Genomic DNA, 22,252 nt, shown 5'->3' with positions numbered 1-22,252 from the left:
CCCTGGGCATGGCGAGGGGGCGGCTGTGTATTGCGACCGGGGGACTTGAGTAGGTGTGCTCATGTGCGGGACGTGTCGGCGGGCCAGTCTCGTGGGCATGGAGATGATCCGGGAATCCGCGCAAGCCCCTTACGGGATCCGATCCGGCGCCGTGGCATGGGCGCGGCGCCTGCTGTGGACGCAGGTCGCGTTCCTCGCCGCAGTGTGGCTGATTCCGAATGCGATGGTGGCCGCCGTGGTGGTGACGGAGGGAGTTCCCCGCGACGGGAGCGCCGGCTGGCTGCTGATCCCGGTGATCTTTTCGGCGCCGCTGCTGGTGCTCGCAGCGCCGGGGGCTGCGCTGGCCGCGCTATGCCGCCCCGGCCACCGGGGCGTCCATGTCGGAATCATGGTGTGGGAGGCCGTGCTTCTGGTGATCGGAGGTCTGGGGCTGGTCGTTCCCGCGCTGAAGCTGGTGCTCGTTCTGTTCGCGTCGCTGCCGGTGGTGCCGGTCTTCGAGGTGTTCGCGGGGGTCGCCGTCCTGGTGCTGGTGTTCCGGGTCCTGCGAGAAGGCTGAGGCTTACCAGGCGAAGGCTCGGGCGGGGTTGGTCTCGAAGATGGCGGTGGCGGTGTCCTCGCCGAGTTGCGCCTCCACGCGGGGGCGGAGGACGCGGAGCAGGTGGGGGATGCCGGGGGCGTCGGGTGTCGTGGTGTCGCCGCCCATCAGGATCCGGTCGGTGTGGCCGGCCTCCACGAGCGCCGCCAGGACGTCGAAGAGGCGCCAGTCGGTGGCGTGATGGGCGCGGGACGGGCCGTCGAAGCACAGGTAGGCGCCCGATTCGGCGGCGCGGCGGTGGACCCAGGGGTCGGGCGAGCGGTTGAGGTGGCTGAGGATCACCCGGTCCGGCGGGACATCCAGGGACGTGCAGAGCAGGTCGAGGACGTCCAGGGACGCGGTGCCTTCTTCGAGGTGGACGCCGATGGGGGCGCCGGTGGCGTTGGACGCCTCGGCGGCGGCGGTCATGGTGTGCCGGGCGTGCTCGTCGAGCCCGTGGTAGCCGCCGGCGACCTTGATCATGCCGGCGGGGCCGTCGGTGAGCTCGCCGTGGAAGAGCTCAGCGAGGCAGGGGCGGATCCGGGCGAGGACGTCCGGGTCGTAGTGGACCGCCTGGTGCAGGCCCGTGGCGGCGATGATGTGGACGCCCGTGGCGGCGGAGAGGTCGGCGAGGTCCCGTTCGCGGCGGCCGAGGCCGTAGGGGGTCCAGTGGGCGATCGTCCGGCCGCCGAGGCCGGCGAAGGTCCGCAGTTGGGCGGCGGCGCGGGCCGGGTCGTCCAGTTCCCGGCCGGGCAGCCGGGGCGTGCGGAGGAACAGGTGGTCGTGGGCGTCGAAGACGCCGAGGTCGGCGGGGTCGACGTCGCCGAGGACGGTCCGGGCCCTCATCGGGCGTCGGCCAGGGCAGCGGCGGCGACGCGCAGGCCGGCGAGCGCCTTGGGGACGCCGACGTAGGGCGCGAGGTGCACGAACGACTCGACGATCTCCTCGCGGGCCATGCCGAGCCGCAGGCAGGTGCGGACGTGCCCGGTGAGCTGCGGTTCGACGCCGCCGAGGGCGGTGAGCGCGGCGAGGTTGAGCAGCTGGCGGTCGCGCAGGGACAGGCCCTCGCGCTGGTAGGTGCCGCCGAACAGGCTGGTGACGACCCAGTTGGCGAAGCCGGGGGCGAGGCCTTCCAGGGCGGGGAAGGTGGCCTCCCGGGTGGTCTCGTCCTGGAGGACGTCCAGCAGGCGGTGGCCTTCGGCGCGGTCGAGGGTCGCTTCGGTCAGGTCCATGGGAACTCCCTTTGTAACGGCCTTGGCGTTACACGCTAGCGTAACGGCCGAGGCGTTACAATCGGGCCATGGTGAAGGACGACCCGGAGGCGTTCCGCCTCGACTGCGGCGCGACCTGGCTGAACCTGCTGGCCACGAAGGGTCGGGCGTTCGGCGCGCGGCCGGTCGAGCGGATCCCCGATGTGCGGCGGTTCGCCGAGTGGCTCGACGCGTGCGAGCTGGCCCCGGCGCGTCCGGTGGACGCCGATGACCTCGAACGGGTGCGGCGGCTGCGCGAGGTGCTGCGTCCGATCGCGCTGGCGACCGTCGACGGCGAGCCCCCGTCGCAGGACGACGTGCACGCGCTCGCCGGCTTCCTGACGATCCCCGAGCCGGTCGAGCTGGCCGTAGACGGACGCCTCGTCCGGGTCGCGCCGGCCGATGGAGACGCGGCGCTCGGCCGGATCGCGCGCCAGGCCGTCGACCAGCTGACCGGTCCGGAGCGGGCGTTCCTGAAGGTGTGCCCCGAGGACGACTGCCGGGGCGTGTTCGCCGATCCGGCGGGACGGCGCCGCTGGTGCCCGTCGCCCGCGTGCGCCAGCCGGGGGCGAGTCCGTGCTCTGCGCGCGCGCCGCAACGCCGAAGGCGTGTAGCCGCCGGTGCAACCGGGGCCTGCCGGGCGGGGTTCTTGGGGCGCCGCACGCCGAAGGAGGCGTGCGCACCTACGAGAGGGGAACCCATGGACCTGCGGCTCACCGGGCGGGTGGCGGTCGTCACCGGCGCGTCGAAGGGCATCGGCCTGGCGGTCGTCCGGACGCTGCTGGAGGAGGGCGCCCGCGTGGCCGCCGTCTCCCGCAAGCCGGGCCCGGAGCTCGACGCGCTCGCCGGGCCGGACCTGCTGCACGTGGCCGCCGACCTGATGGACCCGGCCGCGCCCGCGCTTGCGGTCGAGCAGGCCGTGGAGCGGTTCGGCGGGCTGGACGTCCTGGTCAACAACGCGGGCGGGCCGCCGCCCGGCGCGGTCATGCCCCGCTTCGGGTTCGGGACGCTGACCGACGACGACTGGCGCGACGTCTTCGAGTTCAACGTGGTCGCCGTGGTGCGGGCCGTCCGCGCGGCGATCCCGCACCTGCTGGAGAGCGACGCGGCGGCGATCGTCAACGTCTCGTCGGTGAACGGTCGCCGACCCGGCCCGATGAACTTCGACTACAACGCCGCGAAGGCGGCGCTGAACAACCTGGCGAAGGGGCTGTCGGAGGAGTTCGGCCCGCAGGGGATCCGGGTGAACACGGTCTCGCCCGGCCCGGTCGTGACGGACTGGTGGACGAAGGAGGGCGGCGCCGCCGACGTCATCGCGCAGGGCACCGGGTCGGACCGCGACGCGGTTCTGAACGGCGGGGCGGCCGAGATGATGAGCCTCACGACGGGCCGGATGGCCGAGCCGCAGGAGGTCGCGGACGCGGTGGCGCTGCTGGCCTCGCCGCGTTCGGCGAGCACCACGGGGGCCGAGGTCGTGGTCGACTCGGGCTTCCTGAAGGAGCTGTAGCGCTGCGGGCCCTCACGCCAGGACCCCCGTTCCGGACCTTGGAACGGGGGTTCCCGGCGTCACTTCTCCGGGGTCCGGCGCGGCAGGAACAGCGCCGGGACCAGCGCCAGGGCCAGGAGGCCGAGCGCGAAGACGTAGGTGTGCTGGAACGCGTCCGACAACGAGCCGGCGATCGCGTCGTGCGCCTCCGGGGTGAGCCGGTGAACGGCCTGGAGCGCGCCGCCCTCCGGATCCCCGGGGACCAGCCCGCTCATCAGCGCGGACAGCACCACCGACGCCAGCGCCGTCCCGATCGCCCCGGACGCGGTGTTGACCAGGTTCACCGTGGTGCTCGCCGCGGGCGCCTGCTCGTGCGACATGCCCCGGGTCGCCGCCGTCATCGCCGGCATCATCGTCGCGCCGCCGCCCGCGCCCATCAGCAGCATCGCCGCGCACAGCCCCCAGTACGGGGCGTCCGCGCTCAGCTGGACGGTGAACAGCGTGAACCCGGTCAGCGCGATCGCGATCGACACCGGGACGAGCCGCCCCGGCGGCACCTTGTCCGCGATCCGCCCGGCGACCTGCATCGCCGTCCCCGACCCGAGCGCGAACGGGATGCCGAGCAGCCCGGCGACCGTCGCGCTCTCGCCCCGCACGACCTGGAGGTACAGCGGGAGGAGCAGCATCGTCCCGAAGTAGCCGGACGCGAACAGCGCCAGCGTCCCGGTCGCCGCCGCGAACGTCCGGTCGCGGAACGGCCGCAGGTCGATCAGCGGGTTGCGGACGGTCAGCGCCCGCGCGACGAACCCGGCGACCAGCAGCGCGCCGCCGCCGAGCGGGCCCAGCACGGACGCCGAGCCGAAGGCGCCGCGCTCGCCGCCCGCCGTCACCCCGTACAGCAGCGCGGCGAGGCCGGGCGAGAGCATCAGCAGCCCGAGGACGTCCAGCGGCCTGCGCGCCCCGGCGGTGTCGCGGGGGAACGTCCGCGCGGCGAGCGCCACGACCGCGACCGCGATCGGCAGGTTGATGAAGAACATCCACCGCCACGACACCTCGTCGATCAGCCAGCCGCCGACGACGGGCCCGGCGAGCGGGCCGACCAGGATCGCCAGCCCGAGCGTGCTCATCAGCCGGCCGAGCCGCTCCGGCCCGGCGGCGCGCAGCAGGATCGTCATGCCGACCGGCATCACCAGGCCGCCGCTGAGCCCCTGCACGACCCGGAACGCGATCAGCGACTCGATGTTCCACGCCAGCCCGGCCAGCACCGAGCCGGCCGCGAACGCGGCGATCGCCGCCAGGTACAGCCGCCGCGCGCCGAACCGCCCGATCGCCCACGCCGCCGACGGGATCACCGCGCCGAGCGCCAGCGAGTAGCCGGTCGCGACCCACTGGACGGTGCCGAGCGGCGCGTCGAAGTCCTCCGACAGCCGGTTCACCGCCACGTTCACCACGGTCTGGTCCAGCGCGATCATGATCGAGCCGAGGACCAGCACCAGCACGATCGCCATCGGCCGCGCCGCCCGCCCCGCCGCCGCCGCCGACGGGGCCTGCGCCATCGTCGTCATGTCAGGCTCCGTACGGCCGGACGGCCCGCGCGTCGCGCAACGCGTGCCCCCACCAGGCGAGCTGGTCGAGCATGCCCTTGGCCGCCGCACCGGCGCCGTCCGGATCCGTGGGCCGCCCGTCCTCGCCGAACCAGTTCCACGGGGCGTGGAAGCTGACGGAATCCCGCATCGTGACCGCGTGCAGCTCGGCGAAGACACCGCGCAGGTGCTCGACGGACCGCAGCCCGCCGGACACCCCGCCGTAGGAGACGAACGCGACCGGCTTGGCGCGCCACTCGTGGAAGTGGCTGTCGATCAGGTTCTTGAGCGTGCCGGGGAAGCTGTGGTTGTACTCGCAGGCGATGACGACGAACGCGTCGGCGTCCCGCAGTTTCCGGGTGGCCTCGGCGAAGCCGTCCGGCGCGGGCGAGCCGAGGCGGCTCGGCGGCGGCGCGTCCGCCGTGTCCACCAGGTCGATGACCATGTCGTCCCGCTGCCCGGCCTGCTCGGCGAACCAGGTGGTCACGGTCGGGGCGAAGCGCCCCTCCCGGGTGCTGCCGGTGATGACCGCGACGCGAAGAGGTGTGTTTTCCATGGCCCTGACGCTAGGAACGCACCGACCGGCCGGGCATCTGTCACCCGACTGGCCTCCCCACCGGTCGCCCGTTCAGCCGACCGGACGAGCCACCCACAAGCCTCCGCCAATATCGACATATCTACATTTCGACGTAGATGCCGTTCACGAGGCCCCGAGCCGCGACGCGATGCTCACCGCCGCATCGACGACCCTGTCGGCTTCGGTGATCCACTCGCCCCAGGAATGGACGAACCAGAGCCGCCCGCCGTCGTCCGGCCTCGGCCTGCACGTGACGGTGTCGCCCGGCTCGGGACTGTCGTCGCAGCACCCATCGCCGAAGGGGTTGGTCACCAGCAGGCCGTCGGGCTTGAGCCGCACGTCCAGCCGGTAGAGGTCCAGTCGCCGCATGAGCTCTCCGAGCCGAGCCTGCGCACTCGCGATGGGGATGGTCATGGGTGGAGCCTAGAAACACCTATCAATACTTCACAATAGCTACCAGTGGTTAACAAGCATTATCAGTGGTCAATTACTGTTTTGATCATGGGGATCGACCTGGATGCGCCGGAGCCGCTGTACGAGCAGGTGGCCGCGATCCTGCGTGCGCGCATCGAGGACCGGACCTACGCGCGCCGCATCCCGTCCGGACCGTCCCTGTCGGACGAGTTCGGTGTCTCTGTGCCGACCATCGTCAAGGCCCTCGACCTGTTGAAGGGCGAGGGCCTGATCCGTGCCGTCAAGGGGCGCGGGACGTTCGTAGTGCCGCAAGACGACGCGCCGCCGAAGGGCACGTGACTCTGGGTTAGAGGGGGCAGGGGTGGCTGCAGGCGGTGCGTAGGCCGGCGGGGACCCGGAACTCCGCCCATACGGCCGTGCCGCCGAGCGCGCGGTGCGTTCCCCAGGCGGTGGACAGGGCGTCGACCAGCTGCAGGCCGCGGCCGTTCTCGCCCCATGGGTCGTCGCGGACGCGCGGGGCCGCGACGGTGCCGCCGTCGTCGAGGACGGTCACGCGCAGCACCTCGGTGGCGGCGCTGACGATGACGGTCACCTTCCCGCCCAGCCCGGAGGCGGTGTGCTCGCAGGCGTTGGCGACCAGCTCGTCCACGCAGAGGACGATGTCGGCGAGGGCTTCGGCGTCGATGTGCGGGGCGACGCGGAGGACGAACGCCCGCGCCTGCGGGGCGGACCGGGCGATCCCCGGCAGGCTGGTCGTGCCGAGGAGTCTCAGGGGACCGCGTGCCCGGATCGTCGTACTCCGTGTCATCGAATCGCTCCCTCGCGTGAGTGCTCCGGCCAGCATGAGTCCGCGGATCCGGTCGCACAATCGCCTCCGGTGACAAGCCGGGGCCCGCGCATTCGCCGTTTCCGCAGATGCCTGCAATGGCTGTGCGACGATGCGTGCCCATGCCGACGCGCACGGTGACAATGGGGTTGCCGCCGGCGTCCGGGGCCAGGGAGGATCACGGGGTGAACGAACTCGAAGAGGGAACGCGGCTCGAACTGGACTTCGGCAAGCTCCGCGCCGTCGCGGCGACCGGCTCGGAGGTCGTCCCGGTGGTGCTGCAGGACGCCGCGTCCAAGGACGTCCTGTTCATCGGCTACGCCAACGAGCAGGCGCTGAAGGCGACGCTGGACGAGCGGATCGCGGTGCTGTGGTCGACGTCGCGCAACGAGCTGTGGCGCAAGGGCGCGTCGTCCGGCGACGTGCTGGAGCTGGTCGAGGTCCGGGTCAACTGCGAGCAGAACTCCCTGCTCTACCTGGTGAACCGGACGACGGGCGGCGCCTGCCACACCAAGGACGCGTCCGGTCAGGCGCGCCCGACCTGCTACTACCGGTCAGTCACCGGCGAGGGCGCCCTCCGCCACGAATGACAGCGGCCCTGCTCGGCGCCCGCCGCGCGACGGGCCTGTGTCTACTTGGCGGGGTGGGGGGCCGGGGCTTGCGGGGTGGGGTGGCCGGTCGTGGAGGGCCGGTGGACCGGGTCGTTGCCCTGGCCGTTGTCGCTGCCGTTGCCCTGCCCGTTCCCGTTGCCCTGGCCGTGGTTCGGGGTGCTCTTCGGGGCCTTCGGCGTCCGGCTCTTGGTCTGCCCGGGGGCGGCCGTCTTGCCGTGCTGCGCCTTGCCCTTCGGGGACGTGCTCGGCTGCGGACGCTGCGCCGGGCTCGCGTGCGGGACCACGGACGGCGACGGCGACGGCCGGTCGCCGCGGTGCCAGGGCGTCCCGGGCACATGGCGCGGGGACGGCGCGGGGTCGGTGGATCCGCCGGGGAGGTGCCCGGTGCCGGCCGCGACGGCGACGCCCCCGCCGAACACCGCGAGCGTCACGGCGACCACGGCGACCTTGACCGTCGCGTAGCGGGGCAGGGCGGCCCAGCGCGACCGGTGCGGCGCGTGCCGCGTCCGGGCGGCGCGGTAGGCGGCGGCCGAGGCGTCCTCGCCGGCCAGTTCGCCCGGACGCGGCGGACCGGCCGCGGCGGACCGCAGCGCGCGCAGCGCCTCGTGGCCCTCGGCGGGACCGTCGCCGGCGGTGCCGTGCGCGGGGCTCGCCGGAGCCCCGCCGAGCAGCCGCTCGGCGGTGCGCTGGTCGAGCCGTCGGGCTCGCTGGTGGTCGCTCATCTCACCCCTTCAGCGCCCGTACCGCCGGTTTTGTCACTCCCGGCGGCGGGCAGCGTGCCCGCCTGCGCCGGTGGAGCGGTCCCGGCGAGCCGCTCGGTGAGCCGGCGCAGGCCGCGGTGGGCGGCGGTGCGGACCGCGCCGGGACGCTTGCCGAGCACCTTGCCCGCGGACTTGGCGTCCAGCCCCATCACCACCCGCAGCAGCACCGCCTCGGCCTGGTCGCGCGGCAGTTCGGCGATCAGCCGCAGCGCGTCGCCGGTGGCGATGCCGTCCAGGGCGAGCGCCTCGGTGTCGGACGGCGCGGCGAGCGTGAGCAGCTCCTCGGCGGGCGCGTCGGCGGCCGGGCGGCGGGCGCGCCGGCGCAGGTGGTCGAGGGCGCGGTGCCGGGTGATCGTGGCGGTCCAGCCGCGGAACCCGTCGATGTCGCCGCGGAAGGCGGGCAGGTCGCGGGCGATCTGCAGCCACGCCTCGGAGGTGACGTCCTCGGCGTCGGCGCCGACGAGCGCGCCGGCGAAGCGGATCAGCCGGGGCTGGACGTCGCGGTAGAGCACGCGGAAGGCCTCCTCGTCGCCCTCCTGGGCCGCGCGGAGGGCGCGGTCGAGGTCGTCCCCGCCGCCCGCGCCGTTCTCCCGCACTCGCGTCACCCGCGTCATTGTGCAGGCATTTCGTGTTCGGTGTGACATGGACGCACTGCCCGGCGCTGACCGTTCTGAACGGCGGCGCCGCCCGCGCGTGCGCGACGTTCGTCCCCTAGCGCGAAGTGATGGACGCCATGATCCGCGATTTACCCGCATACCGGGCCGTACCGGGCGATGAACCCGGCGTTTCGCCGGACGCTATCGGGGCGCCGGTGTTCGTGGACGCGACCGGACGGCGCCGCAGGCTGTCCCGGCGGATCGGCCTGGCGGCGGGCGGGGTGCTCGTGGTGTTCCTCGGCGCGCTCGGCATCGGCGCGGCGACGGGCGCCGCCGTACCGGTGACGCCGTGGGACGGGCCGTCCGCACACCCTCGTGTGGGCGGGCACCAGTCGACCGGCGCGCGCGCTGGGAAGGGTGGTGCGACGGGTAAGCCTCAGGGGGCTGTGCCGGGGCGACGTCCTGAAACCGCTCCGTCAGGGGCGTCTCCCAAGGCGCCGTCCGCGACGTCTAACCCCGGGCGGACGGCGGCCCCCGCGACCGGCGCCAAGCCCGCAGCGACCGCGTCCGCGAGCCGTCCGGGCAACTCCCACGCGTCGCCGCCCGCGTGGGGGCGCAAGAAGAAGTCCGGCTGACCGTGCGCCGGGGCGAACCGCGGGGCCACTGGGTCCTGCTGCTGCTCGGTGGCCTGGCGCTGAGCGTGCTCCTGCTGCTGGACGGCTACGCGCACGGCGCGGTCGGTGAGGCGCCGCGCGAGGACCCGGCGCACCCCGTCCCGGCGCCGCGGTCCGTCACCTCGGGCGGCCCGGTGGTCAACATGGCGGGCGGGACGCCGCACGCGCTGCGGATGCCGGCCAAGACGATCGCGCTGACCTTCGACGACGGCCCCGACCCGAAGTGGACGCCTCGGATCCTCGACGTCCTGCGCCGCCACGGCGCGCACGCCACGTTCTTCGCCGTCGGCGCGCACGTGGCCGAGAACCCCGGGCTGATCCGCCGCGTCCTGCGCGAGGGCAACGAGATCGGCTCGCACACCTACACGCACGTCGACCTCGCCACGGCCCCGGCCTGGCGCGCCCGCCTGGAACTGGACCTGACGCAGCGGGCGCTGGCGGGCGCGGCCGGGGTGCACACCCGGCTGATGCGGATGCCGTACTCCTCCGTCCCGGACGGTCTGACCGCGCCGGAGTGGCGCGCGGCCCGCCGGGCGGGCGAGGACGGGTACGTCGTCGTGCTGACCGACCGCGACACCGAGGACTGGACCCGGCCCGGCACCGCGGAGATCGTCCGGGCCGCGCTCGCGGCCGGCCGGCGGGACGAGGGCGCCGTCGTCATGCTGCACGACGCGGGCGGCGACCGGGCGCAGACCGTCGCGGCCGTCGAGCAGATCCTCGACCGGCTCCAGCCGCGCGGCTACCGCTTCACCACGCTCTCGCAGGCGCTGCGGATGCCCGCCGCCGACAGCGCCGTGCCGGGCCGGGAGAAGGCGGTCGGCTGGACGCTCGTCGCCGCGCAGCGGACCGCGTCCGCGCTCACCGGCTGGCTCGGCGCCCTGTTCGGCGTCGCAGGGGCGCTGTACGTGCTGAGGCTCGTGCTGCTGCTGGTCTTCGCGCATGTGCACGTCCGGCGCGTCCGGAGGCCGTCCCGCCGTCCGCCGCCGGTGCTCTACCCGGACGTTTCCGTCATCGTCCCCGCCTACAACGAGCAGGCGGGGATCGCCGCGACCGTCCGGTCACTGGTCGACACCGACTATCCCGGCGCGTTCGAGGTGATCGTCGTCGACGACGGCTCTTCGGACCGCACCTCCGCGATCGTCGAGTCACTCGCGCTGCCGGGCGTCCGCCTCCTGGGCAAACCCAACGGCGGCAAGCCCAGCGCCCTGAACGCGGGCGTCTCGATGGCGAGCGGCGAGATCCTCGTGCTGGTCGACGGCGACACCGTGTTCCAGCGCGACACCCTCCGGCATCTGGTCGCGCCCTTCGCCGATCCGCGCGTCGGCGCGGTGAGCGGCAACACCAAGGTCGCCAACCGGGGCGGCATCCTCGGCCGCTGGCAGCACATCGAGTACGTGATCGGCTTCAACCTCGACCGCCGGATGTTCGACGTGCTGCGGTGCATGCCGACCGTCCCGGGCGCGATCGGCGCGTTCCGCCGGTCGGTGCTGGCACAGGTCGGGGGCGTCCCGGCCGACACGCTCGCCGAGGACACCGACCTCACCATGGCGATCTGCCGGTCCGGGCACCGCGTCGTCTACGAGGAGAAGGCGCTCGCCTGGACAGAGGCGCCGTCGTCGCTGCGACAGCTGTGGCGGCAGCGGTACCGCTGGTGCTACGGGACCATGCAGGCGATGTGGAAGCACCGCCGCTCCCTGGTCGAGCGCGGCGCGTCCGGCAGGTTCGGCCGCCGCTGCCTCACCTACCTGGCCGTGTTCCAGGTGCTACTGCCGCTGTTCGCGCCCGCCGTCGACCTGTTCGCCCTGTTCGGGATCGTCTTCCTGAACCCGCTGGAGCCGATCCTGCTCTGGGCCGGTTTCGTCGCCGCGCAGGTCGCCGCGGGCGCCTACGCGCTGTGGCTGGACGGCGAACGCGTCCGCCCGCTGTGGACGCTGCCGCTCCAGCAGTTCGCCTACCGGCAGCTGATGTACCTGGTCGTCGTCCAGTCCGTGGTCACGGCGCTGCTCGGCGCGCGGCTCGGCTGGCACACGATCCGCCGCACCGGCACCTTCTCCGACGTCCCCGCGGCCCCGCAGCCCACCTCGTCCCGCTGACCTTTCCGGATTCGGGAGGGGGCCGGGAACAATCCCGGGGGTCCCGTCGGTTACACATAACAGCCGGTGTGCCTGGTGTCCCCGGGCCTCACCTATTGCCTTCACGGAATACCGTCCGGCTGGAGCCGTGTTGTGCCTTTCGCCGAGAGGCGACCCACACACCGGTGCTTGACCAGAGCCCCGCCGGGCCGCAAGACCCGGCGGGGCCTGGTCGTTTCCGGGCTGATGCCAGACTTGCCCGCATGAGTCTCGCGGCGCATCTGGAGGAGCTCGGCCGTCCGCTGGTCGAGGAGCAGCTGAAGCACCCGACCGTCCTCGGCATCGCCCACGGGGACCTGGCCGAAGCCATGTTCCGCTCCTGGCTCGAACAGGACTACCTCTTCCTGCACGACTACGTCCGGGTGTTCTCGCGCCTCGCCTGGCAGGCCCCGTCCGCGCACCTGGGCGATCTCGTCGACCTGGCCCACGCGACCTACCACGACGAACTCGAACTGCACCGGTCGCTGTCGGCCGAGTTCGGCGCGGATCTGAACGGTGCCCAGAAGGGCCCGGCGTGCGCCGCCTACACCTCGTTCCTGCTGGACAGCGCCGCCGCCTACGGTGACGGGCTCGCCGCCCTTTACCCGTGCATGTGGGGGTATTCGACGCTGGGCGCCCGCCTCGCCGAAAACCCGCCGGCGGAGCCGCGCTACCGCCGCTGGGTCGACACCTACGCCGACCCCGGTTTCGGCGAGCTGACCCGCCGCATCGCCCAGATGATCGACGAGTCCGGCGCCGAACCCGGCCGGGCGGAACGCCTGTTCCTGGAGGGCATGCGCCATGAGCTGGCGTTCTGGGACGTCCCGCTCTAGCTCCGGAAAGTTTCACATGAAACAACGAACGCGCGGCCCCCGGCGTGGGGCCGCGCGTTCGCTCCTTCGTCAGCGGGTCGCCGGGACCTCCGGACGGGCCGGGGCCGCGGCCGCCGGAGCCGGCGCGGTGTCGCCGTTCAGCGCCCTGAACCGGCGGAGCCGCAGGCTGTTGCTGACCACGAAGACCGACGAGAACGCCATCGCGCCGCCCGCGATCATCGGGTTGAGCAGCCCGGTCGCCGCCAGCGGCAGCGCCGCCACGTTGTAGGCGAACGCCCAGAACAGGTTGCCCTTGATCGTCCGGAGCGTGCGCCGCGACAGCCGGATCGCGTCCGCCGCCGCCCGCAGGTCGCCGCGCACCAGGGTCAGGTCGGACGCCTCGATCGCCACGTCCGTGCCGGTGCCCATCGCCAGGCCGAGGTCGGCCTGGGCGAGCGCCGCGGCGTCGTTGACGCCGTCGCCGACCATCGCGACCGTCCGCCCCTCGGACTGGAGGCGCTTGACGACGTCCACCTTGTCCTGCGGCAGAACCTCGGCGATGACCTCCTCGATCCCGACCGCGTCGGCGACGGTGCGGGCGACGGTCTCGCTGTCGCCGGTGAGCAGGACGGGCCGCAGCCCGAGCGCCCGCAGCTGCCCGATCGCCTCCGCCGACGTCGGCTTGACCTGGTCCGCGACGGTGATCACCGCGCGGGCCTCGCCGTCCCAGCCGACCGCGACGGCGGTGCGGCCCTGCGCCTGCGCCTCGGACATGGCCCGCTCCAGGTCGGCGGTCAGGTGCTGCGACCACTCGGCCAGCAGCTGCGGCCGCCCCACCAGGACACCGCGGCCGTCGACGATCCCCTGGACGCCGAGGCCCTCGACGTTCGCGAAGTCCTCGACGGTCCCTAGGCTGCCTACGCGTTCGGTGGCGCCCTTGGCGATGGCCTGCGCGATCGGGTGCTCGGACGCGTTCTCCAGCGCCCCCGCCAGCCGCAGCACCTCCGCCTCGTCCACCCCTTCGGCGGTGTGGACGCCGGCCAGCGCCATCCGGCCGGTGGTGACGGTGCCGGTCTTGTCCAGCACGATCGTGTCGATCGCGCGGGTCGACTCCAGCACCTCCGGGCCCTTGATCAGGATGCCGAGCTGCGCGCCGCGCCCCGTCCCGACCATCAGCGCGGTCGGGGTGGCCAGGCCGAGGGCGCACGGGCAGGCGATGATCAGCACCGCGACCGCCGCGGTGAACGCCCCGGCGAGGCCCGAGCCGGTGCCGACCCAGAAGCCCAGCGTCGCGACGGCCAGCGCGATCACCACCGGGACGAAGATCCCGGAGATCCGGTCGGCGAGCCGCTGCACCTGCGCCTTGCCGGTCTGCGCGTCCTCCACCAGCCGCGCCATCTGCGCCAGCTGGGTGTCGGCGCCGACCCGCGTCGCGCGGACCAGCAGCCGCCCGCCCGCGTTCACCGTCGCGCCGACCACCGCGTCGCCCGGCGCGACCTCCACCGGGACGGACTCGCCGGTCAGCAGCGAGGCGTCCACCGCCGAGGAGCCCTCGGTCACGACGCCGTCCGTGGCGATCTTCTCGCCGGGACGGACGACGAACACGTCGTCCACCGCCAGCTTCTCGACCGGGATGCGTTCCTCTGTGCTTTCACCAGCAGGCCCGTCCCGGACGACCGAGACCTCCTTGGCGCCCAGCTCCAGCAGCGCCCTGAGCGCGGCGCCCGCGCGCCGCTTGGAGCGCGCCTCGAAGTAGCGGCCGGCGAGGATGAACGCGATGACGCCGGACGCGGCCTCCAGGTAGATGTTCATCGACCCGTCCGAGCGGGTCATGGAGAACTCGAACCCGTGCTTGAGGCCGGTCTCCCCGGCGGTGCCGAAGAACAGCGCCCACAGCGACCAGCCGAACGCGGCGAGCGTGCCGACCGACACCAGCGTGTCCATCGTCGCGGCGCCGTGCCGCAGGTTCGTCCACGCGGCCTTGTGGAACGGCCAGCCCGCGTACACGACGACCGGCGAGGCCAGCGTCAGCGACAGCCACTGCCAGTTGTCGAACTGCACCGCCGGGGCCATCGCCATCGCGATCACCGGGACCGCCAGCACCACCGACATGATCAGCCGCTGCCGCAGCGTGCGCAGCCCGTCGTCGGGCTCTTCGCGCGCTTCGCTCTCGCTCTTGGGCGGGGCCGGCAGCTCAGCCGTGTAACCGGCCTGCTCCACCGTGGCGACCAGGTCCTCCGGGGATACCCCTGCGGGGAACTCGACCCTGGCCTTCTCGGTGGCGTAGTTGACGGTGGCGGTCACGCCTTCGAGCTTGTTCAGCTTGCGCTCGATGCGGTTGGCGCACGACGCGCACGTCATCCCGCCGATCGCCAGCTCGATCCGCCCGGATTCCGCGTCTGGTACGGCGCCGGTCGTCATCGCTCCTCCTTCGCTTCGACCGTAAGGGATGTCAGTGCGTGTGCTCGCCGTGGCCTCCGGTGCCCTCACCCTGCTCGGGCACCGCGGTGGACGGCCCGGCCGGCACGGTGAACTCTGCTGTGCGGACCTTGCCCCCGTGCTGGAAGTCCAGGTAGAGCCGGTACACGCCGGAACTGGGCACTTCGGCGTAGAAGGTCACGTCCGGCCCCGGCTTCGTCCTGCCGTCGCCCGGCTCGCCGTCCGGATGGACGTGCAGGTAGGCCAGGTCGCCCTGGCGCAGCGCGACCAGGTGCCCGTAGGCCTCCAGGTACGGCTCCAGGTCCGTGACCGGCCGGCCGTCCTTGCTCACCGACAGCGTCAGCTTGCTCGCCTTGCCCGGCGTCAGGGCCCCCGCCAACCTCACCTCGTAACCGTCCACCTTCGCGACCTGCTCGGCCTGCGGCAGCGGGACGGTCCGGTAGTCGCCCGGCGCGGTGACGTCGACGCCCAGCGTGAGCGACTGCTTCGCGCCCTCCGGCTGGACGTCGGTGAAGAACCGGTACGCGCCGGCCTTCGGCAGGACGACCGCGACCTCCCACACGCCGCCGCCGACCTCGGTCGGGTGCAGGTGCTGGAAGCCGGACAGGTCCCGGCGCGCGACGATCAGGTGCAGCCGCTTGCCGTGCAGCGGCGTGAACCTCGTGACGGGCCTGCCGTCCGGCCCGTCGATGGTGAACCGGAAGTCGGTCGGCACGCCCGGCCGCACGTCGGTCGTCCGCGGGTGCAGGGTGTAGCCGTCCTGGCTGACCTGCAGCCCGCCGGGGACCGAGGAGGCCGCCATGCCCGTCGCCGGGCCGCCGTGGGCCCCGTGCGATCCGTGCCCGCCGTCGTCGGCCTTGCCGACCGGCCCGGCCGCCGTCCCGATCCCGGCGGCGCCGCCGAAGACGACGGCCAGCCCCACCACGTAGGCGCCCAGCTTGGTCGCGGTGTTCATCGTCCTTCACTCCACTCGTCTCGGCCCTGTTTCCCAGGGCTGCAGGCCTCAGGCCTGCAGGGCGTATCCCGCCTCCTCGACGGCGCTCCTGATCAGGGCGTCGTCGACGGGGGCCTCGCTGGTGACGGTGACTTCGCCGGTCTTGAGGTCGACGTCCACGGCGGTCACGCCGGCGACCTGCTCGACCTCCTCGGTCACGGAGGCGACGCAGTGGCCGCAGGTCATCCCGGTGACGGTGTAGGTGGCGGTGCTCATCTCTCGCTGCTCCCTCTCGACTTGTACCCCTGGGGGGTATCTCGTGGGCCTCATGCTGCCATAGCCGGACACCCCGCACAACCCGTACCCCCTAGGGGTTATTTCGAGATCCGGGTCACACCCCGTCGCGCAGAGTTATCCACACCCTTGTGCGGGGCCACCTCGCGGCGATTTGTCGATATTCGTGGAGGTATTCACCTCGAAACGCCCCTGCCGCACGGCGAACCCGTCGTTGTGCACAGGGTTTTCCACAGCCTTCCACAGGGGTGTGGACGGCTCCGCGCACCGCGAGATCGTCGGCGTGTGCCGCGTTCCGGCGGGCGCGCGCCCCCGGCCCCGGGACGCCGTCAGAGCGTTTACCTTGGGGTTAGTCCGTTCGGCGGGTGGAGGTCACATGCCTGAGTTGCCCGAGGTCGAGGCGCTGGCGACGTTCCTGCGCGAGCGCGTCGTCGGCCACGCCGTCGCGCGCGTCGATGTTCTCGCGATCTCCGCGCTGAAGACCTACGACCCGCCGGTGACCGCGCTGGGCGGCCTGACCGTCACCGGCGCCGCCCGGCACGGCAAGTTCCTCGACCTGGACGTCGACGGATTGCACCTGGTCATCCACCTGGCCCGCGCCGGCTGGCTCCGCTGGCGCGACGAGATCCCCGCCAAGCCCGCCCGCCCCGGCGGGAAGAACCCGCTCGCGCTCCGCGTCCACCTGGACGACGGCTCCGGCTTCGATCTCACCGAGGCCGGGACGAAGAAGGGCCTCGCGGTCTACGTCGTCCACGACCCGGCCGACGTTCCGGGCGTGGCGACCCTCGGCCCCGACCCGCTGGACGAGTCGTTCACCGCCGAGCGGCTCGGCGGGATCGTCGGGGGCAAGCGCACCCAGATCAAGGGTCTCCTGCGCGACCAGAGCGTCATCGCCGGCATCGGCAACGCCTACTCCGACGAGGTGCTGCACGTCGCGAAGATGTCCCCCTTCAAGATCGCCGCCACGCTCACCGACGACGACGTCGCGACCCTCCACGAGGCGATCGTCGCGACGCTCCGCGACGCCGTCGGGCGCTCGCGCGGCCTGGAGGCCCGCGACCTCAAGGGCGAGAAGAAGACCGGCCTCCGCGTGCACGGCCGCAAGGGCGAGAAGTGCCCCGTCTGCGGCGACACGATCCGCGAGGTCTCGTTCGCCGACTCCGCCCTGCAGTACTGCCCCACCTGCCAGACGGGCGGCAAGCCCCTGGCCGACCGCCGCCTGTCCCGCCTCCTGAAGTAGCGGCCCGCACCGGCCGGGAAACCGTTTCGTCCGTGATCGGCTCGTCCGGTACGATCGCGCGGTCGTTTTCGCTGCTGGGGGCGCACGGGATGTGGCCGCCGCGGCGGCTCCCAGGCTGAGAGTAGGTTCCGTCCATGGCATGTCGTATCAGTGAGCTCGTGCTCGGTTGCCGCGACCCCGAGTTGCTGGCCCGGTTCTGGTGCGAGGTCCTGGACTTCGTCGTGCTCGACCGCGAGGACGACGGCACGCTGGAGATCGGGCCGCGCGAGGGGTTCGGCGGCCCGCAGGCGACGATCATCCTCAGCCGCCGGGACGAGCCGGAGCCGGGGAAGTCCCGGCTGCACATCGACGTCAACGCCACCGACCGCGACCAGGACGCCGAGCTCGAACGCCTCCTGGGGCTCGGGGCGCGGCCCGCCGACATCGGCCAGACGGGCGACGAGCAGTGGCACGTCCTGGCCGACCCGGAGGGCAACGAGTTCTGCCTGCTCAAGGCACGCCTCGCCCCGCTCTGACGCCCCGGACCCGAACCGCCGTCGCGGACGGCCCGGGCAGGCCTACGCCGCCCGCGCCGCCGCGGCAGGCCGGTCCCCGGTCAGCGGACCTTGGGAACCGGGCCGAAGACGGGGGCGATCTGGGTCCAGCGGTGGAGCTGGCAGCCGTCGTTGCGCTTGAACGTGGTGTCGACCGGCTTGCCCTGCCAGGTGCCCTTCACCGTGGCGACCTCGGGGCCGCCGTAGATGTCGGTGCACATCCGGTCCTTGGGGACGGGGTCGAAGGGCGCCTTGGCCTTGGTGAGCGCGGCGCAGGCGTCGGCGGCCTTCGGATGGTCGCCGCCGGCCGGGTCGCAGGTCAGCGTGTAGGTCTTGGCCGGGGCCTGCGCGGAGGCCCGGATCCGGATGGTGAGGCTGTCGGCCGGGGAACCCGAGGGCCGGACCGTGGCGGCGCCCGAGGGCTTCTCGGCGGGAAGGCTCTTGTCGTGTTCGTCGCCGCAGGCGGCCAGTGAGAGGATCATGGCAAGCCCGGGCGCGGTGAGAAGGAGCGTCCGATACCGCATGCGTGATTCGACGCAGGGTGGCTTCGCGCGGTTCCATGGGGGTGTGATGATTTTCGGGGACGAGGTTCCGGCGGTGGTCGCCGCCGACGTTCCGCAGGACTGCTACCTGCTGGACGTGCGGGAGCAGGACGAGTGGGAGGCGGGGCACGCGCCCGGGGCCGTCCACATTCCGATGGGCCGGCTGGGCGACCGGGCCGGGGAGGTCCCCCGGGACCGGGAGATCTTCGTGATCTGCCGGTCGGGTGCGCGGTCGGCGCAGGTGACGGTGGCGCTGAACCAGGCCGGATGGCTGGCGAAGAACGTCGACGGCGGGATGAAGGCCTGGGCCGAGGCGGGCCGGCCGATGGAGAGCGGCCGGGACGGCGACCCCTACGTGGCGTGACCGTTCTGCACCTTATGAGGGGTTGCGGGCGGTTGTACGATCGGTGCTGACCGATACCCGCGGGAGCTCGGGCCACAAGCCGGGCTGAGAGGGCGGCCTTCCTGGCGCCGCCGACCGCATGAACCTGTCCGGGTAATGCCGGCGTAGGGAGCGTGTCCCGTGACGTCCGACGTCGAGAAGACCCTCGCTGACGCGCGTCCGCGCGACGAGGTCCCCTACACCCTCGACGAGCCCGCCCCGAAGGTGCTCGGCTTCTGGGACCAGAGCGCGTTCTGGGCGAACCTCGGGGTCAGCCTGCTGGCCTTCTCCGGCGCCTACACCGTCCTCGCGCCGGACGCCGACGGAAAGCCGACGCTGGCGATCGCGGCGGGGATCGCCGCGATGATCGTCGGCACCGTGCTGGGCGGGCTGATGCTCGGCCTGGCCGCCGCGCCGGGCGCGAAGACGGGGCAGCCGGCGATGGTGCTGCTCAGAGGCCTGTTCGGCGCGCGGCTGTCGTACCTGCCGACGGTGCTGAACATCGCGCAGCTCATCGGCTGGGGCACGTTCGAGCTGATCGTGATCGCCGACGCGGCGCGCGAGCTGTGGGACGGGGTGCCGCGCTGGGGCTACGTGGTCGCGGCCGGGGTGCTCACCACGGTGCTGACGATCTGGCCGCTCGGGTCGGTGCGGCTGCTGCGCCGGTACGTGACGGTCGCGGTGATCATCGCGCTGGCCTACTTCTACGTGCAGCTCGTCCGGCAGCCGCTGCCCGACCTGAACGACGGGTCGTGGAGCGGGTTCTGGGTCGGCGCGGACGCGGCGCTGGCGGTGTCGATCTCGTGGGTGCCGGTTGCCGCCGACTACACCCGGCACGCCAGGAGCGCGCGGGCGGCTTTCGGTGCGGCGTCGGTGGGGTATTCGGTCACCCAGATCGTGGCCTACGTCCTGGGGCTGCTGGCCCTGGCGCTCGTCGCGGGCGACACCGAGCGGGTGTTCGACCCGTTCCTGCACGTCGCGCTGGGCGCGGTGTTCTTCGCGGTGTTCGTGCTGCGGGAGGCCGACCAGTCGTTCGCGAACGTGTACTCCACGGCGGTGTCGATCCAGAACCTCGTGCCGCGCGCCGACCGCCGGGTTCTGTCGGTCGCGCTCGGCGCCGGCATCACGGTGCTCGCCCTGGTGCTGGACATCAACGACTACGCGAGCTTCCTGTCGCTGATCGGGTCGGTGTTCGTGCCGATGCTGGGCGTGCTGGCCGCCGACTTCTTCCTGGGCCGGGGGCGCGGCGGCTGGGACGCCAGCCGGACCGCGCCGTCCCGGTGGAGCATGATCGTCGCGTGGGCGATCGGGATCGTCGCCTACCAGCTGATCAACGCCGGCACCGTGAGCTGGTGGGCGGACCTCTGGCAGGACGTCCGCGACGCGCTGCACTTCACCCCGCAGAGCTGGATGAGCGCGTCGCTGCTGTCCTTCCTCGTCGCCGGCGCCGCGACCCTGCTGATCGGCCGGGCGGTGCCGTCCGGCCGGGCGGGGACCGCGCGGGACGGCCGCATTACTCGACGGTAGGGTTGCCGGGACCGCGCGCCGACGGATGCGCCGCGCCCGCCGGAAAGGGCACGACGGATGGCCGATTTCGAGGTCTTCGGGCCGCTGAAGTGGTGTTCTTCCGCTCGGTCGCGGCAGATGGTGGGAACCTTTCGGCGGCTGTTGTCCGGCGCGGCGCCGGTGCCGGGTGGCACGATGACAGGCGTGCAGCACGTCCACGATCCGATCGCGCGCGCCGTCATCGAGAGCGCCGCCGACGCGATCGTGGCCGTCGACCAGAAGCATCGCGTCACCGTGTGGAACCCCGCCGCCGAGCGGATGTTCGGCTGGAGCGCCGAGGAGATGGTCGGCCGCGTCCCGCCGATCGTCCCGGACGAGCTGAAGGCCGAGCACAACGCCGTCCAGGAGCGGCTGCTCACCCGGCGCGCCGGCGAGGGCGAGTCCGAGAAGGAGGGCGGGCAGATCTCGATCGCGACCCGCCGCTTCCACCGCGACGGCCGGCTGATCGACGTGCGGATCGACACGAGCCTGCTGAAGGACCCGGCTGGCACCCCGCTCGGCTGGGTCGGGGTCTACCACCCGGCCGAGGACGACGAGATCGTCCAGCACCACATGACCGAGCGGGCGCGGCTCGTCCGGCGGCTGAACGACATCGTCGCCGACCTCAACGCCGAGCTCGACCTGGCCGTGGTGCTCGACCGGATCACCACCGCGCTGATCGAGCTGACCGGCGCGGACGCGGGCGGGTTCGTCCGGATCGAGGGGGAGCGGCTGCGGCTGGTCAGCATGTCGGGCCTGCCCGACCACATGCGCGGGACGACCGCCGAGCTGCGGTCGAGCCTGGTCGGGGAGCTGCTGCGGTCCGGCAAGACGGTCAAGCTGGCGACCGGTGAGCAGCGGCTCGGCGACCTGATCTGGTCCGAGCTGCCCGGCCTGCACACCGTCGCGCTCGGCCTGTCCTACCTGCAGAACCGGCCGTACGGCGCGCTGTACGCGCTGTTCTCCGGACGCAAGATCGGCCACACCGAGCTGGAGCTGCTGGAGCTGCTCGCCGGGCACGCCGGCGTCGCGGTCGGCAACGCCGTCGCCTACGCGGAGGTCGTCCGGCAGCGGGCGCACGAGCGCGCGGTGATCGACTCCAGCGCGGACGGCATCGCGGTGCTCGACCACGACCTCGTCGTCCGGCAGTGGAACCCGGCCGCGCACACCCTCACCGGCATCCCGCCGGAGGAGGCGATCGGCCGGCCGCTGCCGTTCGACATGCCCGCGCTCGGGGAGATGCTGACGTTCCCGCTGGAGTCCGGGGTCTGGCTGAACGTGCTGGCCGCCGAGATCGAGGAGACCGGCGAGCTGGTCGTCGACTTCCGCGACGTGACCGAGGCCAAGGCGCTGGAGGAGGCCAAGGACCTGTTCCTCGCCACCACCAGCCACGAGCTGCGCACCCCGATCACGGTCGTGCAGGGCTTCGCGTCCACGCTGGTCAACCGGTGGGACGAGCTGCCCGACACCGACCGCCGGGCCGCCGTCGCGACGATCGCCGAGCGGGCCCAGTCGCTCGGCCGGCTGGTGGAGCACCTGCTGCTCGGCTCCCGCGCGGGCGCCGACGAGCTGGCCGTGACGATCGAGCCGTTCGACCTGGCCCGGGTGCTGGAGGGCGTGGTGGCCGGGTTCCGGTCGCTGTCGCCGCTGCACCGGGTGGAGCTGGAGATCGCGCCGGGCCTGCCGCCGTGCCGGGGCGACGCGATGGCGACCGACATCGTGCTCGGGCAGCTGCTGGAGAACGCCTTCAAGTACAGCCCGGACGGCGGGACGGTCCGGGTCCGCGCGAAGGCCGGCGCGTCCGGGATCGCGGTGACGGTCGAGGACGAGGGGATCGGGATCCGGCCCGGCGACCACGAGCGGATCTTCGAGCGGTTCGTGCAGGGCGAGGCGGGGGACCGGCGCCGGTTCGGCGGCATCGGCCTCGGCCTCTACATCGTCAAACGGCTCACCGAGGCGCAGGAGGGGGCGATCTCGGCGCATCCCAGGAAGGGCGGCGGAGCGGGCACGTGCATGCGGCTCGTCCTGCCGGCCGAATGACCGCCCGGTCGGTCACTTACCGTGAGGG

The 22,252-nt window shown here is 73.0% G+C and carries 25 protein-coding genes and 1 riboswitch; of the genes, 13 read left to right on the top strand and 12 right to left on the bottom strand.

The window, feature by feature from the left end; all coding sequences use genetic code 11:
• Positions 1-97 precede the first annotated feature (97 nt).
• The gene (locus tag ABD296_RS02360; RefSeq protein WP_344260841.1) at positions 98-556 is read left to right on the top strand and encodes a hypothetical protein; all 459 of its coding nucleotides are present in this window, start codon (positions 98-100) and stop codon (positions 554-556) included.
• Positions 557-559: 3 nt separating this feature from the next.
• Here ABD296_RS02360 and ABD296_RS02355 read toward each other — a convergent pair whose 3' ends face one another.
• A complete protein-coding gene (locus ABD296_RS02355) occupies positions 560-1,420 on the bottom strand; it encodes a phosphotriesterase family protein (protein WP_344260839.1) in 861 nt (286 codons plus the stop codon).
• The gene (locus ABD296_RS02350) at positions 1,417-1,806 is read right to left on the bottom strand and encodes a carboxymuconolactone decarboxylase family protein (RefSeq protein WP_344260837.1); all 390 of its coding nucleotides are present in this window, start codon (positions 1,804-1,806) and stop codon (positions 1,417-1,419) included. Before ABD296_RS02350 ends, ABD296_RS02355 begins: the two co-directional genes overlap by 4 nt.
• A 68-nt stretch (positions 1,807-1,874) precedes the next feature.
• Here ABD296_RS02350 and ABD296_RS02345 point away from each other — a divergent pair, with 68 nt between their 5' ends.
• On the top strand, positions 1,875-2,438 hold the full coding sequence (locus tag ABD296_RS02345; RefSeq protein ID WP_344260834.1) for a CGNR zinc finger domain-containing protein: 564 nt from the start codon (positions 1,875-1,877) through the stop codon (positions 2,436-2,438).
• Positions 2,439-2,524: 86 nt separating this feature from the next.
• Positions 2,525-3,331, top strand: a complete 807-nt coding sequence (locus ABD296_RS02340; protein WP_344260832.1) for an SDR family NAD(P)-dependent oxidoreductase — start codon at positions 2,525-2,527, stop codon at positions 3,329-3,331.
• A gap of 59 nt (positions 3,332-3,390) precedes the next feature.
• On the opposite strand, the gene ABD296_RS02335 is transcribed toward ABD296_RS02340, so the two are convergent.
• The 3 genes from ABD296_RS02335 to ABD296_RS02325 form a co-directional block, all read right to left on the bottom strand.
• The gene (locus ABD296_RS02335) at positions 3,391-4,875 is read right to left on the bottom strand and encodes a DHA2 family efflux MFS transporter permease subunit (protein WP_344260830.1); all 1,485 of its coding nucleotides are present in this window, start codon (positions 4,873-4,875) and stop codon (positions 3,391-3,393) included.
• A gap of 1 nt (position 4,876) precedes the next feature.
• Positions 4,877-5,449 (bottom strand): NADPH-dependent FMN reductase, encoded by a 573-nt coding sequence (locus ABD296_RS02330; RefSeq protein ID WP_344260828.1) that lies wholly within the window; start codon positions 5,447-5,449, stop codon positions 4,877-4,879.
• A gap of 144 nt (positions 5,450-5,593) precedes the next feature.
• A complete protein-coding gene (locus tag ABD296_RS02325) occupies positions 5,594-5,884 on the bottom strand; it encodes a hypothetical protein (protein WP_344260826.1) in 291 nt (96 codons plus the stop codon).
• A gap of 87 nt (positions 5,885-5,971) precedes the next feature.
• Between ABD296_RS02325 and ABD296_RS02320 the strand changes: the two genes are divergently transcribed.
• On the top strand, positions 5,972-6,223 hold the full coding sequence (locus tag ABD296_RS02320; protein WP_344260824.1) for a GntR family transcriptional regulator: 252 nt from the start codon (positions 5,972-5,974) through the stop codon (positions 6,221-6,223).
• A gap of 7 nt (positions 6,224-6,230) precedes the next feature.
• Here the strand turns inward: ABD296_RS02320 and ABD296_RS02315 are convergent, their stop codons facing one another.
• Positions 6,231-6,692 carry an ATP-binding protein gene (locus tag ABD296_RS02315; protein ID WP_344260822.1) on the bottom strand — a complete coding sequence of 154 codons (462 nt, stop codon included), beginning with the start codon at positions 6,690-6,692 and terminating at the stop codon, positions 6,231-6,233.
• 203 nt (positions 6,693-6,895) lie between these two features.
• On the opposite strand from ABD296_RS02315, the gene ABD296_RS02310 reads away from it, so the two are divergent.
• Positions 6,896-7,300: a phosphoribosyl-AMP cyclohydrolase gene (locus ABD296_RS02310; protein ID WP_344260820.1), complete on the top strand. Its 405-nt coding sequence runs from the start codon at positions 6,896-6,898 to the stop codon at positions 7,298-7,300.
• Positions 7,301-7,341: 41 nt separating this feature from the next.
• Here ABD296_RS02310 and ABD296_RS02305 read toward each other — a convergent pair whose 3' ends face one another.
• Positions 7,342-8,043: a hypothetical protein gene (locus ABD296_RS02305; RefSeq protein WP_344260818.1), complete on the bottom strand. Its 702-nt coding sequence runs from the start codon at positions 8,041-8,043 to the stop codon at positions 7,342-7,344.
• Positions 8,040-8,687 carry an RNA polymerase sigma factor gene (locus ABD296_RS02300; protein WP_344260816.1) on the bottom strand — a complete coding sequence of 216 codons (648 nt, stop codon included), beginning with the start codon at positions 8,685-8,687 and terminating at the stop codon, positions 8,040-8,042. The genes ABD296_RS02305 and ABD296_RS02300 overlap by 4 nt, the downstream gene beginning before the upstream one ends.
• 206 nt (positions 8,688-8,893) lie before the next feature.
• Between ABD296_RS02300 and ABD296_RS02295 the strand changes: the two genes are divergently transcribed.
• The 3 genes from ABD296_RS02295 to ABD296_RS02285 all read left to right on the top strand — a co-directional run bounded on the left by ABD296_RS02295 (position 8,894) and on the right by ABD296_RS02285 (position 12,296).
• A complete protein-coding gene (locus tag ABD296_RS02295; RefSeq protein WP_344260814.1) occupies positions 8,894-9,313 on the top strand; it encodes a hypothetical protein in 420 nt (139 codons plus the stop codon).
• A 2-nt stretch (positions 9,314-9,315) separates the two neighbouring features.
• Positions 9,316-11,445, top strand: coding sequence for a bifunctional polysaccharide deacetylase/glycosyltransferase family 2 protein (locus tag ABD296_RS02290; protein WP_344260812.1), 2,130 nt, complete (start codon positions 9,316-9,318; stop codon positions 11,443-11,445).
• A gap of 242 nt (positions 11,446-11,687) precedes the next feature.
• Complete coding sequence (locus tag ABD296_RS02285; RefSeq protein ID WP_344260810.1) at positions 11,688-12,296, top strand: TenA family protein; 609 nt, start codon at positions 11,688-11,690, stop codon at positions 12,294-12,296.
• Between the two features lie 69 nt (positions 12,297-12,365).
• On the opposite strand, the gene ABD296_RS02280 is transcribed toward ABD296_RS02285, so the two are convergent.
• The 3 genes from ABD296_RS02280 to ABD296_RS02270 are packed head-to-tail and all read right to left on the bottom strand — an operon-like array spanning position 12,366 to position 15,924.
• A complete protein-coding gene (locus ABD296_RS02280) occupies positions 12,366-14,696 on the bottom strand; it encodes a heavy metal translocating P-type ATPase (protein ID WP_344260808.1) in 2,331 nt (776 codons plus the stop codon).
• 31 nt (positions 14,697-14,727) lie between these two features.
• Complete coding sequence (locus ABD296_RS02275; RefSeq protein WP_344260806.1) at positions 14,728-15,669, bottom strand: hypothetical protein; 942 nt, start codon at positions 15,667-15,669, stop codon at positions 14,728-14,730.
• A gap of 48 nt (positions 15,670-15,717) precedes the next feature.
• On the bottom strand, positions 15,718-15,924 hold the full coding sequence (locus ABD296_RS02270; protein ID WP_344260804.1) for a heavy-metal-associated domain-containing protein: 207 nt from the start codon (positions 15,922-15,924) through the stop codon (positions 15,718-15,720).
• Between the two features lie 394 nt (positions 15,925-16,318).
• Between ABD296_RS02270 and ABD296_RS02265 the strand changes: the two genes are divergently transcribed.
• Both ABD296_RS02265 and ABD296_RS02260 read left to right on the top strand, forming a co-directional pair.
• Positions 16,319-17,182, top strand: coding sequence for an Fpg/Nei family DNA glycosylase (locus ABD296_RS02265; RefSeq protein ID WP_344260802.1), 864 nt, complete (start codon positions 16,319-16,321; stop codon positions 17,180-17,182).
• A gap of 134 nt (positions 17,183-17,316) precedes the next feature.
• Entirely contained in the window at positions 17,317-17,697 is a 381-nt protein-coding gene (locus tag ABD296_RS02260; RefSeq protein WP_344260800.1) for a VOC family protein, read from the top strand.
• Between the two features lie 80 nt (positions 17,698-17,777).
• Here the strand turns inward: ABD296_RS02260 and ABD296_RS02255 are convergent, their stop codons facing one another.
• The gene (locus tag ABD296_RS02255) at positions 17,778-18,197 is read right to left on the bottom strand and encodes an SSI family serine proteinase inhibitor (protein WP_344260798.1); all 420 of its coding nucleotides are present in this window, start codon (positions 18,195-18,197) and stop codon (positions 17,778-17,780) included.
• A 91-nt stretch (positions 18,198-18,288) separates the two neighbouring features.
• On the opposite strand from ABD296_RS02255, the gene ABD296_RS02250 reads away from it, so the two are divergent.
• The 3 genes from ABD296_RS02250 to ABD296_RS02240 all read left to right on the top strand — a co-directional run bounded on the left by ABD296_RS02250 (position 18,289) and on the right by ABD296_RS02240 (position 22,224).
• On the top strand, positions 18,289-18,621 hold the full coding sequence (locus tag ABD296_RS02250; RefSeq protein WP_407061436.1) for a rhodanese-like domain-containing protein: 333 nt from the start codon (positions 18,289-18,291) through the stop codon (positions 18,619-18,621).
• Between the two features lie 49 nt (positions 18,622-18,670).
• A riboswitch (TPP riboswitch) is annotated at positions 18,671-18,788 on the top strand.
• Positions 18,781-20,166 carry a purine-cytosine permease family protein gene (locus ABD296_RS02245; protein ID WP_344260796.1) on the top strand — a complete coding sequence of 462 codons (1,386 nt, stop codon included), beginning with the start codon at positions 18,781-18,783 and terminating at the stop codon, positions 20,164-20,166. It overlaps the preceding riboswitch by 8 nt.
• 174 nt (positions 20,167-20,340) lie before the next feature.
• Positions 20,341-22,224: a PAS domain-containing protein gene (locus ABD296_RS02240; RefSeq protein WP_344260794.1), complete on the top strand. Its 1,884-nt coding sequence runs from the start codon at positions 20,341-20,343 to the stop codon at positions 22,222-22,224.
• Positions 22,225-22,252 lie beyond the last annotated feature (28 nt).

This window comes from Actinomadura napierensis, from assembly GCF_039529375.1.
GTDB classification, from domain to species: domain Bacteria; phylum Actinomycetota; class Actinomycetes; order Streptosporangiales; family Streptosporangiaceae; genus Spirillospora; species Spirillospora napierensis.
The sequence above is the reverse complement of the archived record's forward strand: the minus strand, read 5'-3'. Positions and strand labels throughout refer to the sequence as shown.